Origin of the sequence: Pseudomonas alvandae (assembly GCF_019141525.1) — a bacterium.
Taxonomy (GTDB): Bacteria; Pseudomonadota; Gammaproteobacteria; order Pseudomonadales; family Pseudomonadaceae; genus Aquipseudomonas; species Aquipseudomonas alvandae.
In genome coordinates this window covers 2,099,140-2,110,874 of record NZ_CP077080.1, presented here as the reverse complement: position 1 = coordinate 2,110,874, position 11,735 = coordinate 2,099,140, and the positions used below count along the sequence as shown (strand labels likewise).

Annotated in this window: 12 protein-coding genes and 1 pseudogene; 5 read left to right on the top strand and 8 right to left on the bottom strand. The window is 60.6% G+C overall.

The features are described from left to right. The first annotated feature begins 73 nt into the window (after window positions 1-73). Window positions 74-1,417 carry an aminodeoxychorismate synthase component I gene (pabB, locus tag KSS97_RS09465; RefSeq protein WP_217861511.1) on the top strand — a complete coding sequence of 448 codons (1,344 nt, stop codon included), beginning with the start codon at window positions 74-76 and terminating at the stop codon, window positions 1,415-1,417. A gap of 127 nt (window positions 1,418-1,544) precedes the next feature. Here the strand turns inward: pabB and thrH are convergent, their stop codons facing one another. After that, complete coding sequence (gene thrH, locus KSS97_RS09460; RefSeq protein WP_198797967.1) at window positions 1,545-2,162, bottom strand: bifunctional phosphoserine phosphatase/homoserine phosphotransferase ThrH; 618 nt, start codon at window positions 2,160-2,162, stop codon at window positions 1,545-1,547. A 174-nt stretch (window positions 2,163-2,336) separates the two neighbouring features. Between thrH and KSS97_RS09455 the strand changes: the two genes are divergently transcribed. The 3 genes and pseudogenes from KSS97_RS09455 (at window position 2,337) to KSS97_RS09445 (ending at window position 4,290) form a co-directional block, all read left to right on the top strand. Beyond that, the gene (locus KSS97_RS09455; RefSeq protein ID WP_030137794.1) at window positions 2,337-3,080 is read left to right on the top strand and encodes a phosphoadenylyl-sulfate reductase; all 744 of its coding nucleotides are present in this window, start codon (window positions 2,337-2,339) and stop codon (window positions 3,078-3,080) included. A gap of 167 nt (window positions 3,081-3,247) precedes the next feature. Next, window positions 3,248-3,499: pseudogene (locus KSS97_RS09450) on the top strand (NCS1 family nucleobase:cation symporter-1); the annotation flags it as partial. Between the two features lie 62 nt (window positions 3,500-3,561). After that, window positions 3,562-4,290, top strand: a complete 729-nt coding sequence (locus KSS97_RS09445) for an aspartate/glutamate racemase family protein (RefSeq protein ID WP_217861510.1) — start codon at window positions 3,562-3,564, stop codon at window positions 4,288-4,290. Between the two features lie 147 nt (window positions 4,291-4,437). Here KSS97_RS09445 and KSS97_RS09440 read toward each other — a convergent pair whose 3' ends face one another. Further along, on the bottom strand, window positions 4,438-5,361 hold the full coding sequence (locus tag KSS97_RS09440; RefSeq protein WP_030137791.1) for a LysR family transcriptional regulator: 924 nt from the start codon (window positions 5,359-5,361) through the stop codon (window positions 4,438-4,440). 125 nt (window positions 5,362-5,486) lie between these two features. On the opposite strand from KSS97_RS09440, the gene KSS97_RS09435 reads away from it, so the two are divergent. After that, a complete protein-coding gene (locus tag KSS97_RS09435; RefSeq protein WP_217861509.1) occupies window positions 5,487-6,233 on the top strand; it encodes a 3-oxoacyl-ACP reductase family protein in 747 nt (248 codons plus the stop codon). A 69-nt stretch (window positions 6,234-6,302) separates the two neighbouring features. Here KSS97_RS09435 and KSS97_RS09430 read toward each other — a convergent pair whose 3' ends face one another. The 6 genes from KSS97_RS09430 to KSS97_RS09405 all read right to left on the bottom strand — a co-directional run bounded on the left by KSS97_RS09430 (window position 6,303) and on the right by KSS97_RS09405 (window position 11,576). Further along, complete coding sequence (locus tag KSS97_RS09430) at window positions 6,303-6,998, bottom strand: HAD-IA family hydrolase (protein WP_030137789.1); 696 nt, start codon at window positions 6,996-6,998, stop codon at window positions 6,303-6,305. A gap of 328 nt (window positions 6,999-7,326) precedes the next feature. Next, window positions 7,327-7,698, bottom strand: a complete 372-nt coding sequence (locus tag KSS97_RS09425; RefSeq protein WP_217861508.1) for a hypothetical protein — start codon at window positions 7,696-7,698, stop codon at window positions 7,327-7,329. Between the two features lie 89 nt (window positions 7,699-7,787). Next, on the bottom strand, window positions 7,788-7,991 hold the full coding sequence (locus KSS97_RS09420; protein ID WP_030137787.1) for a hypothetical protein: 204 nt from the start codon (window positions 7,989-7,991) through the stop codon (window positions 7,788-7,790). A gap of 39 nt (window positions 7,992-8,030) precedes the next feature. After that, window positions 8,031-8,315 (bottom strand): hypothetical protein, encoded by a 285-nt coding sequence (locus tag KSS97_RS09415; RefSeq protein WP_217862121.1) that lies wholly within the window; start codon window positions 8,313-8,315, stop codon window positions 8,031-8,033. 12 nt (window positions 8,316-8,327) lie between these two features. Then, window positions 8,328-8,738 (bottom strand): hypothetical protein, encoded by a 411-nt coding sequence (locus KSS97_RS09410; protein WP_030137786.1) that lies wholly within the window; start codon window positions 8,736-8,738, stop codon window positions 8,328-8,330. Between the two features lie 648 nt (window positions 8,739-9,386). Continuing rightward, window positions 9,387-11,576, bottom strand: a complete 2,190-nt coding sequence (locus KSS97_RS09405; protein ID WP_217861507.1) for a GAF domain-containing hybrid sensor histidine kinase/response regulator — start codon at window positions 11,574-11,576, stop codon at window positions 9,387-9,389. Between the last annotated feature and the right edge of the window lie 159 nt (window positions 11,577-11,735).

Here is an 11,735-nt window from a genome sequence, read left to right as displayed (position 1 = left end):
ACGTCCCCCTAGGAGCAAATCCTACAGGGGATTACAATCGCTCCCCCGCCTGAACGGCTGACCCACCCCGCCCATGCCAACCTGCTCCGTACACCCATTGCCCTACCGCGCCAACCCCGCCGAGTATTTCGCGGCGATCCGCCATGCCTCGGGCAGCGTCCTGCTCGACAGTGGCCGACCGAGCGCCGAACGCGGACGCTACGACCTGCTCAGCGCCTGGCCATTGGAACAACTGGCGGTACGGCCTGACGAAACTGGCAGCGATTTCCTGCAACGTCTTCGGATGCATCTGGCGCAACTGGGCCATGCGGAACTGCCAACGACGGTGCAATTGCCCTTCGCCGGCGGCTTGATCGGCTACTTGAGCTACGATTTCGGCCGACACCTCGAAGCCCTGCCCTCACAGGCGCAAGATGACCTGCAGTTGCCCGACGCGCGTTTCGGCCTGTACGACTGGGCGCTGATCTCCGATCACCAGGCCGGCACCAGCCAGTTGGTCTTCCATCCCCATTGCGGCGAGAGTGAACGCCAACGACTGATCGAGCTGTTCAGCCGGCCATCCGCAGCGCCTGCCACCGCATTCAGTCTTGCAGGCCCGATGGCACCCGACCTCAGCGCCGACGCCTATCGACAGGCATTCGAACGCATCCAGGCGTATATCCAGGCCGGCGATTGTTACCAGGTCAACTTTGCCCAGCGCTTCCGCGCCCAATGCCACGGCGATGCCTGGACCGCTTATCAGGCGTTGCGGACGGCGTGTCCGACGCCGTTCTCAGGCTTCCAAAGCCTGCCGGAAGGCGATGCGGTGTTGAGCCTGTCGCCGGAGCGCTTCGTCAAGGTCAGCGAAGGCCACGTCGAAACCCGTCCGATCAAGGGCACCCGGCCCCGTGGCACAAAGCCCGACGAAGACGCCGCCCACGCCGCCGAGCTGCTGGCCAGCCCCAAGGACCGGGCGGAGAACCTGATGATCGTCGACCTGCTGCGCAACGACCTGGGCCGCACGTGCCGTGTCGGCTCGGTGCGGGTGCCGGAGCTGTTCAGCCTTGAAAGCTACCCGAACGTGCACCACCTGGTCAGCAGCGTGACCGGCGAGCTGGCGGAGGGCAAAGATGCCTTGGACCTGATCGCCGGCAGCTTTCCCGGCGGCTCGATTACCGGCGCGCCGAAAATCCGCGCCATGCAAATCATCGACGAACTCGAACCGACCCGACGCGGGCTGTATTGCGGCTCGTTGTTGTACCTGGACGTGCGCGGGGAAATGGACAGCTCAATCGCCATCCGCAGTTTGCTGGTCAAGGACGGGCAAGTGTGCTGCTGGGGCGGCGGCGGGATTGTCGCGGATTCGGATTGGCAGGCCGAGTATCAGGAATCGATGACCAAGGTTCGGGTGTTGCTCGATACCTTGCAGAATCTCTGAACAATCCCCTCGGCCTGACACACAACCCTGTGGGAGCGAGCTTGCTCGCGATTGCGTTGGGTCAGTTGCCCTTGAGCCGACTGATCCAGCGCTATCGCGAGCAAGCTCGCTCCCACAGGTTGTGTGTTTACAGGCTCAGGGAGCGGTTCGAGGCCTTGATGAATTCCTGCTTCAACTCGGTAAAGGTATGCACTGCCGGGAATTGCGGGAATTCGCGGATCACGTTTTCAGGCGCATGGAACAGGATCCCGGCGTCGGCTTCACCCAGCATCGTGGTGTCATTGTAGGAATCCCCCGCCGCAATCACCCGGTAATACAGACTCTTGAAGGCCAGGACCGACTGGCGCTTCGGATCTTTCTGACGCAACTGGTAGCCGGTCACTCGCCCGCCGTCATCGGTGATCAAACGATGGCAAAGCAATGTCGGGAAACCCAACTGGCGCATCAATGGCTGGGAAAATTCGTAGAACGTGTCGGACAGAATCACCACCTGGAACCGCTCGCGAAGCCAGTCGACGAATTCGATGGCGCCGTCCAGCGGCTTGAGGGTGGCGATGACTTCCTGGATGTCGGAGAGCTTTAGCCCGTGTTCATCAAGGATGCGCAACCGTTGCTTCATCAGCACGTCGTAGTCGGGGATGTCCCGAGTGGTTGCCCTGAGGGATTCAATCCCGGTTTTTTCAGCGAAGGCGATCCAGATCTCCGGGACCAGCACACCTTCCAGGTCGAGACAGGCAATTTCCACAAGACACTCCCATTTTTTCTGATGTTTATCGGTTGAGCGAACAAAAGGCCTGCCGACTCTAGCCATTCGTCGAAGCCCGCGCAACGCACAGGAACGCGCCAGCCGTGGCAGCTTTTGTTACCATCAGCCCCCTATAGAGCGCCCAGCGCCACCGACCTGTAGGAAACCGCCCTGATGAGCCCATCGTTCGACGTCGTGGAACTCGCCACGACCTATGCCAACAAGTCCCCGCAGGACATCCTCAAGCTGGCCTTCGCCGAGTTCGGCGACGAGCTGTGGATATCGTTCAGTGGCGCCGAAGACGTGGTGCTGGTGGACATGGCCTGGAAACTGAACAAGAACGTCAAGGTGTTCAGCCTCGACACCGGCCGCCTGCACCCGGAAACCTATCGTTTCATCGATCAGGTGCGCGAGCACTACAAGATCGACATCGAGCTGATCTCGCCCGACCATACGAAACTGGACCCTTTCGTGAAGGAAAAAGGCTTGTTCAGCTTCTACAAGGACGGTCATGGCGAGTGCTGCGGCATCCGCAAGATCGAGCCGTTGCGCCGCAAGCTGACCGACGTTCGCGCCTGGGCCACCGGCCAGCGCCGCGACCAGAGCCCTGGCACCCGCAGCCAGGTGGCGGTACTGGAAATCGACACCGCGTTTTCCACCCCGGAGCGCACGCTGTACAAATTCAACCCGTTGTCGCAGATGACCAGCGAAGAAGTCTGGGGTTATATCCGCATGCTTGAGCTGCCTTATAACAGCCTGCACGAGCGCGGCTTCATCAGCATCGGCTGCGAGCCCTGCACCCGCCCGGTGTTGCCGAACCAGCACGAGCGCGAAGGTCGTTGGTGGTGGGAAGAAGCTACGCAGAAGGAATGCGGGCTGCATGCCGGGAATATCATCGCCAAGTCCAAGACCGTTTAAGCGACAGACGAACCCTGTACACAAAAAATGTCATCCCCAGGTGGCATTTTTGTGTGCGTTTTAGATATGCCTGCCCCTAAAAGTTACACATCCCCTCCCACCTAACCGTCCCCCCTTCCACTGGCGTCCGCCGGACAAATAAATACCTGTTTAATCGGTCAATTGGCGAGGACCCAAACGGTGCGTATTTCTACAGCAACAGCAACGGGGTCAACCTGCGTGCGGTGGCTGCATTCATTCCCGCGGCGCTGATCGCGATTATCCTGGCGCTGGTGCCCGGTTTCGACAGCGTTTCAGCGTTTTCCTGGCTGATTGGCGCTTCGATTGCAGGGCTGTTGTACCTGATCATTGCCAAGCGCGAGGCTTATTACGAGGACGTCAGCGGCGAAGCCATCGCTGTGGATAACGTCAGCCATTAACCCAGAGAAAGCGGCCCGGCCGGTGCGGGTCGCCTGGTATTTCATTTAAAAAAGGACAGCTCATGCGAATTCTAGTGGTCAACGTCAACACGACCGAGTCCATCACCCAGGCCATCGCCCGACAAGCCCAAGCAGTGGCCGCGCCGGGTACCGAGATCATCGGGCTCACGCCGCATTTCGGTGCCGACTCCATCGAAGGCAATTTTGAAAGCTACCTTGCAGCCATTGCGGTCATGGACCGGGTGATGTCCTACGACCAGCCGTACGATGCGGTGATCCAGGCCGGCTATGGCGAACATGGCCGTGAAGGCCTGCAGGAACTGCTGGATGTGCCGGTAGTGGACATCACCAATGCTGGCGCCAGCACCGCGATGTTCCTGGGCCATGCCTACTCCGTGGTCACGACGCTGGACCGCACCGTGCCGCTGATCGAAGACCGGCTCAAGCTGTCCGGCCTGTTCGACCGCTGCGCCTCGGTACGGGCCAGCGGCCTGGCGGTATTGGAGCTGGAGCAAGACCCGCAACGGGCCGTCGAAGCCATCGTGCAGCAAGCCGAACTGGCGGTCAGCCAGGACAAGGCCGAAGTGATCTGCCTGGGCTGCGGCGGCATGGCCGGGCTCGATGAGCAGATCCGCCAGCGCACCGGCGTGCCGGTGGTCGATGGGGTGACGGCGGCGGTGACGATTGCCGAATCGCTGGTGCGGCTGGGGCTGTCAACGTCCAAGGTGCGGACTTATGCGACGCCTCGGCCGAAAAACATCGTTGGCTGGCCGGGGCGGTTTGGGCGGTGAGTTTGCAGCTTTAGACCGTGGCGCGCCGAATCGCGAGCAAGCTCGCTCCCACATGGATTTCCAGCGTCCACACAAAGTGTGTTTATTGCAAAATCCTGTGGGAGCGAGCTTGCTCGCGATTGGAGCCAACTCAATCCAGCGCCCAACTCAAACCGCACTGAACCGCTTGGCCAACCCCAGTTCGGCAAACCGCTCGATGATGAAATCCACGAACGCCCGGGTCTTGCCTGGCAGCAGTTTGTGTTCGGCGTAATAGATAGAGATGTTGCCGTCATCGACATACCAGTCTGGCAGCACTCGTTGCAACTCGCCGCTGTCCAGGTACGACACGGCAAACGGCATGCTCACCATGGCGATGCCCAACCCTTGGGCTGCGGTGATGCAAGCGGCTTCCGAGTCACTCATTGTCATCTGCGCCTTGAGCGTCAACGGGCTGTGTTCCCGGTTGCGGCTGGTCAGTTGCCATGAACGGATCCGCCCAGTCTGCGGTGAGCGGATCAGAATGCCGTGATGTGGCGCCAGGTCTTGCGGCTCAAAGATGGCGGAGTGACTCTGCAGATACGCTTGGGATGCAACCAACACGCGATGAGCCACCGTCAACTTGCGCGCCACCACGCCTTGGGGCAGTTCGAAACCGCCGCCAATGGCCGCGTCGAAGCCTTGGCCGATCAGGTCAACCTGGCGATTATCGAAATGCCAGTCCGGGTTGATCGCCGGGTACCGTCCCAGGAATTCCCCCAGCAACGGCACGACAAACAAACGCCCGAACGCCGTGCCCATGCTCACCTTCAGCGTGCCGGCTGGCTGCCCCCCGGCGCTGGCGAGGTTGGCGACAGCGTTCTGGATCGTATTGAAACTGCTGCCTACTTCTCGCAGGAATAGCTGCCCGGCCTCGGTCAAGGTCAGGCTGCGAGTGCTGCGCTGGAACAGCCGCACGCCCAGGCGCGCCTCAAGCTTGGCCACGCTCTTGCCCACCGCCGCGGGTGTCAGGCTCAGGCGTCGCGCAGCCTCGGCGAAGCTGCCGACCTCGGCGCTGCGAACAAAACATTCGATACTGCTGAAACTCTCCATGGCGCCCACTATAAACTTTTGGTTTACACAGACTATATCAACGAAGGTCTACCCAGCCGATAGCCTAGTCTTGATACTCGCCCCATCAACCGCGGCATTTCGCCCCGGCACCTTTGGAGAAATACATGAGTACTCAAGCACTGAACGGTAAAGTCGCCTTGATCCAAGGCGGTTCCCGCGGCATCGGCGCCGCCATCGTCAAACGCCTCGCCGCAGAAGGCGCTGCCGTAGCGTTCACTTACGTCAGCTCCGGTACAAAATCCGAAGAACTGCAGAACAGCATCACCGCAGCCGGCGGCAAAGCCTTGGCAATCAAGGCCGACAGCGCTGATGCCGACGCCGTCCGTAACGCCGTCACCGCCACCGTCGAAGCTTTTGGCCGGCTGGACATCCTGGTCAACAATGCTGGCGTGCTGGCCATGGGGCCACTGGAAGAATTCAAACTCGAAGATTTCGACCAGACCCTGGCGATCAACGTGCGCAGCGTGTTCGTTGCCACCCAGGCCGCCGCGCGGCACATGACCGAGGGCGGTCGGGTCATCAACATCGGCAGCACCAACGCCGACCGCATGCCCTTCGCCGGCGGCGCCGCGTACGCCATGAGTAAATCTGCGCTGGTGGGGCTGACCAAAGGCCTGGCCCGTGACCTCGGCCCGCGCGGCATCACCGTCAACAACGTGCAGCCCGGCCCGGTGGACACCGACATGAACCCGGCCGACAGCGACTTCGCCTCCAGCCTGATGGACCTCATGGCAGTCGGTCGTTACGGCACGGTGGAAGAAATTGCCAGCTTCGTCGCTTATCTGGCAGGCCCTGAAGCGGCATACATCACCGGGGCCAGCCTGACCATCGACGGTGGTTTTGGCGCCTGACATCAACTCGTAAAAAAGCCGGTCAGGGCTGAACCCTGACCGGCTTTTTCCATTATGTCGAAGCGGTTGTCATGCCCACTCCAATTCCGGCAAACCGCACAGGCTTGGCTGGAACATCCTCAAGGAGCGAATGATCCCGTCGGCGTGGGCGTATTTTTCGTCCGCCATGGCCGAATCCGGAATGGCGATGGCGGTCATGCCAGCGGCTTTCGCAGCAGTCACGCCGAACGGTGAATCTTCGAATACCAGGCAGTCGCGAGGCTCGACACCCAGGCGCCGGGCGGCGGTGAGGAAGATATCGGGCGCCGGTTTCGCCGCCCCGACTTCTGGATCATCCGCCGTCACGATGCAATCGAACAACGCGAACCAGTCCCGGTGCAACGTGGTTTTCAGCGCAAAGGTAGGGCTCGACGAACTGGTTCCCACCGCAATCGGAATGTCGTGGGCCTTCAGATGCCGCACCAGCTCCTCGGCGCCAGGCATCCCCATGGCGTGGGGAAAACGCTCGCGCATCAGGGGCTCGCGGATGATCAGGAATTCTTGAGGGGTGATCGGCAATTCCAGCGCCTGGACGACGTAATTGGCCAGGTCCGTGGCCCCACGCCCGATGATGTTCTGCTTGACGCTCCAATCGAACGTGCGCCCGTAGCGCTCGGCGATAATGGAGGTCACCTCGGTGTAGATGCCCTCGGTATCGAGCAACAAGCCATCCATGTCGAAAATCACAGCCTTGATGGGGCCAAACTTTTTCAGTGGTGCATTCATCGCATCTGATCCGTTATCAACACAACATTCCAGGGATGGCTCAGGTGCGGCCAGCGTAGCGTGTTCGCCTTAAAGGATTCAGCAGAATAGCGAAGGAGGCTTGGAACCGGCAATGGGAAATCCATGGACGGGTTTTGTGGCGAGGGAGCTTGCTCCCGCTCGGTTCTGTAGGAGCTGGCGAAGCCTGCGATCTTTTGATCTTTCGCTTGAGATTCAAGTGTCTTTGGAAAGATCGCAGCCTCGTTGCACTCGACAGCTCCTACGCACCCCAGCGGGAGCAAGCTCCCTCGCCACAAAAGCGGAATCGGTTTGGATGACGATGCAGCGGTTATTGACCCGAGCTGCCGGAGCCGCTCGACCCCGAGCCACTGCCGCCCGAGCTGCCACCGCTGCCACTGGTACCGGTTCCACCTCCACTGGAAGAATCGCCGCCCATCGAACTACCACCGCTGGTCGAGCCGCTTCCGGTGCCGGGGCTGGTGCTGCTACCGCTGGCATCGCCGCCATTTCCTCCACTCACCGAACCTGGCGGCAACGCATTGCCACTGGCATCGGTGGTGGAACCGGCGTCCATCTGGGTCGAAGGCGGCATGCCTCCCTTGTCGACCGGCGCGCTGTCCGAGGATTGTGCGAAAGCCGCCCCTGCGCTGGCCGAAAGAATCCCGGCCAACACCAGGGCCGTCACGTTTGTCTTCATCATGGTAAGTCTCCTTTTCAAGATAACTACCTGATGTCTGGCAATCATGGCGCGCCGATGGTGCCGCAAAATCGACGGACGGGGGGTGAGGGTCAGCTTGGCTTGCCGGACGCATCGTCGCCCGCGATATCCGGGTCGTCCGGCGTCGCCTCGACGTCCTGATCGTCGCTTGGGACTTGCTCGACGCCGCTATCGTCATCGGGTGGTCGCTGATCGCGACTCAGCGAATCGGTGGGCGAAGGCAGCGGGTATTCCGGGGTTTCATCGTCGTCGGGAACAGGCGAATCAGCTGACATGATGGCCTCCTGGTGATGCCGTTTCAGGAACAAGCGCGATTACTTGTAGGACTCGTCCTCAAGCTCTGCGTCTTCATCTTCGATCAAGGGAACCTGGGCGTCGTCCATTAGCGAGCCGGGGTCTTCATTGCCCGGGTCGTTGACACCCGGATCGTTGATGAAGGGCACGCCCGAGGGGCCTTTTTCTTCCTTTCCTTCGGTTTCCGGCGTCATGGCATACCTCGCAATCGCAAGTGGGTGTATGGATTCGAGGAGGTGGAGCGTTAAACGTTCCGGGGAAATGCCCAATAACAACAAACCCGGCACAAGGCCGGGTTTGTTCATGCATGCATGCGCTTAGCGGTGTTTTCTCTTGTGCTTATGCTTCTTGCCACCCGAATGCCCATCACCATCATTGGACAGGTTGCTGCCCAAGGCACCACCCGCCGCCCCGCCGATGCCCGCACCAATGGTAGAGCCCGTCGAACCGCCCAAGCGGTTGCCAACGATCGAACCACCGGCCGAACCCAGCCCGCCACCAATGGCCGCTTCCGTACGGCTGCCCTTGCGAGCGCCCACCGCACTGCCGGCGGCGCCACCCACACCGGCGCCAATCGCGGCGCCGGTGCTGCCACCCATTTGCTGGCCGACCACATTACCCAAGACACCTCCAAGACCACCGCCAACCGCTGCGGTACCGTCGCCAGCGGCCATCGCGCCCTGAGCGACCACAAGCCCAAGCACCAAGGTGGACAAAGTCAAACGCATGATAAAAACCTCAAGAATGCCGCATCGGGAAATAGAGTCGGTGCGCGCGGGCGCGAGTGTACGCCAAACCGCGTCAGCCTTGACGGTTGGACCACAAACGCAACGGTAGTTTTATGACAGGCAAAAAAAAGCCCGCTGGGGAAACGGGCAGGTACTGCTTTCTAACGGATGAGCTCAGACTACGCGGCCGAGTGTGAAAGAAACGTGAAAGCAATTGTCTGTAGGAAAAAGATTAAAAACATTTACAGAACTCCGCTTTTCCCAAGTCAAAAAAAAGCCCCATTCGGTGACGGGGCTGCGCTTGCATTATTTCCTGAGCGGAATCCTGGGTAAGAACTTGGCTTTTTCCCCTCGCTGCACTTTGGACACCTTCGTCCTGATGGACTTGATTGGCTCGTCGCCAAAGTCCGATCGATAAGCGGCCTGACCACACTGCAAACCTTCGTTGATCGGGTACGCGGCTCCGTTCTCCTCGCTGTACGGTGCTCCCATCGTCTTTCCCCTTTTTGCCAAGGCCGATACCGGCAACAACCGATTGCCTGAAAATATTGGCCCTCACGACAGTGAGACTAGCTGGTCATCAACGGACCGCTCATTCACCAGAGCCTTCGCCGACGAATGGAACCCACTGTTTCAAAAAGGAAACACTCACTCGACGCCCAGCATCGTCCGGCTCAACGCCCGGGAAACCTGGTCGGCCGAGTAGGGTTTGGAAAGAAATTCGAACCCCTCATGCCCACTGTGGGCCAGCTCCTCGCTGTACCCGGAAGTCAGCACCACCGGCAGATCCGGGCGACGCCGACGCAGCTCCCGTGCCAGGGCGATACCACTGATGCCCGGCATGACCACGTCGGAAAATATCGCGTCGAAGGCCATCGCATCCACGCCGACCATTTCCAACGCCTCTTCGGCGTTGGTTGCCCAGGCCGTTTCATAGCCAAGGTCTTGAAGAATCTGGTTGGCAAAGCGCCCGACTTCCAGATTGTCTTCCACGACCAGTACCCGACGCTTGCCCTGCTCCAATACCAGTGCGGGGATCTCTTCCTTTATCGGCTCATGCCTTGTCTCGTGCTCGACCTCCGGCAGGTACAGGGTGAAGACGGTTCCCTCGCCAAGCACGGTCGAAACATCAACGTTGCCGCCCGATTGCTTGGCAAAGCCAAACACCTGGGACAATCCCAGGCCTGTTCCCTTCCCCACCTCCTTGGTGGTGAAGAATGGCTCGAAGATGTGCTCGAGATCCTGCGGCGATATGCCTGTGCCGGTGTCCTCCAGGGCGATGGCCGCGAAGTGCTGCCCTGCGCCGGCATGGCCGCGGATCGGCGGCATGCCATTACCGCATGTGAGCCGAAGCCACAGCGTGCCCTGGCCATTCATCGCGTCCCGGGCGTTGAGGGCCATGTTGATCAGCGCCGTTTCAAACTGGCTCAAGTCGGCACGGATGTAACAAGGTCGATCGCCCAATTCGACGATGACCTGGATCCGCGCCCCCGTGACGGTTTGCAGCATGTCGCCCAGGCTCTGCACTTGCTTGCCGACGTCGATGACTTCCGGTTTCAGCGGCTGGCGCCGGGCAAACGCAAGCAACTGGCTGGTCAGTTTGGAAGCCCGCTCCACAGTTTCGGAGACAGCCGTCATATAGCGTTGTCGGCGTTCGTCAGACAGGCTGGGCAAGCGCAGGAAGTCCACCGAAGAACGGATGATCGTCAGCAGGTTGTTGAAATCGTGGGCCACCCCGCCGGTCAACTGTCCGATGGCTTCGAGCTTCTGCGATTGGCGCAGCGCCGCTTCGGTCTGTTTGAGCCTTGTGGTGCGCTCCTCGACGCGTTGTTCCAGCGTCGAATTCAGTTCAGCCAGGGCCGCCAGGCCTTCACGCACCGCGGCGTCGGCTCGGGCACGCTCGATGTGGGCCCAGCATCGCTCCCTGACTTCAATCAGCAAGGCCAGCTCGTTCGAAGTCCAGGTCCTGGGGGTTTTATCGTGGATGGCCATCAGGGCGGTAAGACGTCCGTCTTTGATCAACGGGACGCAAATGGTGGCCGCGATACCGATGGACTGGAACGCCGCCGCCTCCTCCGGCGCCAGCTCCGCCAGGTTGTCGTTGATCACCAAGGGCTTGCCGGCCCGAAGGTTGTTGACCGCCAGCCGACCGAAATCCGCCAACCGGTAATGCCCAACGATACTGGGCGACCCGGCCCTGGCCCAATCGCCGCGGATCGTGAAGCCATCCTCGTCCTCGTCCATGTCCGCATAGGCGCAGTTGGACAGGTTGAGATGCGCCGCGAGGATCCGCGCAGTGGTCGCCATGATGGCTTGCGGGTCCGTGGCATTCGCCACGGCGCTGCCGATGGCATCGAGCACGGCCAGGCGTTGGGTCATGAGCACCGTGGAAGTGGTCTCGGTAACCGTATCGAGCATGCCCACGACCTTACCGAACTGATCCCGAATGGGGCTGTAGCAGAACGTGAAATAAGCCGGCTCCGGGCCGCCGCCCCGCTCGATGATCAAGGGGAAATTCTCGATATAGGTCGCTTGCCCGTCGAAAGCCGCCTGTACAATCGGGCCGATATCGCTCCAGACCTCCCGCCAGACCTCATTGAATGGCCGCCCCAACGCCTCGGGCTTGCTTCCGAGAATGGGCAGGAACGCATCGTTGTACAACGTGATCAAGTCCGGCCCCCACACGATCGCCTGGGGAAAATGCGAGGCCATGCTCAGCGCCACCGTCGTCTTCAGCACATCGGGCCATTGTTCAGGCAGCCCCAGCGGGGTGCCTTCCCAATCATGGCGTCGCACCCGCTCAGCCATTTCTCCATAGCTCTGGAGCCAATCTGTCATGCGTTCGATCCTTCTCAGCCGCCAAAAACAATGGAGGGGGAACGCTTGTGACCTCAAGCCAACGCGTATTATCCCGAGCTTAGTTGGAATTCGCGATTGGGTTTGGGGGAAGTGCCAGGTCGCATTTAACCGGCATGGGTAAAAATGGGCGGAAGGACT

Bases quoted from the DNA above. Each gene is read 5' to 3' on its own strand.
- pabB (WP_217861511.1), top strand. From the start codon at position 74: ATGCCAACCTGCTCCGTACACCCATTGCCCTACCGCGCCAACCCCGCC.
- KSS97_RS09455 (WP_030137794.1), top strand. From the start codon at position 2,337: ATGAGCCCATCGTTCGACGTCGTGGAACTCGCCACGACCTATGCCAAC.
- KSS97_RS09445 (WP_217861510.1), top strand. From the start codon at position 3,562: ATGCGAATTCTAGTGGTCAACGTCAACACGACCGAGTCCATCACCCAG.
- KSS97_RS09440 (WP_030137791.1), bottom strand. From the start codon at position 5,361: ATGGAGAGTTTCAGCAGTATCGAATGTTTTGTTCGCAGCGCCGAGGTC.
- KSS97_RS09435 (WP_217861509.1), top strand. From the start codon at position 5,487: ATGAGTACTCAAGCACTGAACGGTAAAGTCGCCTTGATCCAAGGCGGT.
- KSS97_RS09430 (WP_030137789.1), bottom strand. From the start codon at position 6,998: ATGAATGCACCACTGAAAAAGTTTGGCCCCATCAAGGCTGTGATTTTC.
- KSS97_RS09425 (WP_217861508.1), bottom strand. From the start codon at position 7,698: ATGATGAAGACAAACGTGACGGCCCTGGTGTTGGCCGGGATTCTTTCG.
- KSS97_RS09420 (WP_030137787.1), bottom strand. From the start codon at position 7,991: ATGTCAGCTGATTCGCCTGTTCCCGACGACGATGAAACCCCGGAATAC.
- KSS97_RS09415 (WP_217862121.1), bottom strand. From the start codon at position 8,315: ATGAACAAACCCGGCCTTGTGCCGGGTTTGTTGTTATTGGGCATTTCC.
- KSS97_RS09410 (WP_030137786.1), bottom strand. From the start codon at position 8,738: ATGCGTTTGACTTTGTCCACCTTGGTGCTTGGGCTTGTGGTCGCTCAG.
- KSS97_RS09405 (WP_217861507.1), bottom strand. From the start codon at position 11,576: ATGACAGATTGGCTCCAGAGCTATGGAGAAATGGCTGAGCGGGTGCGA.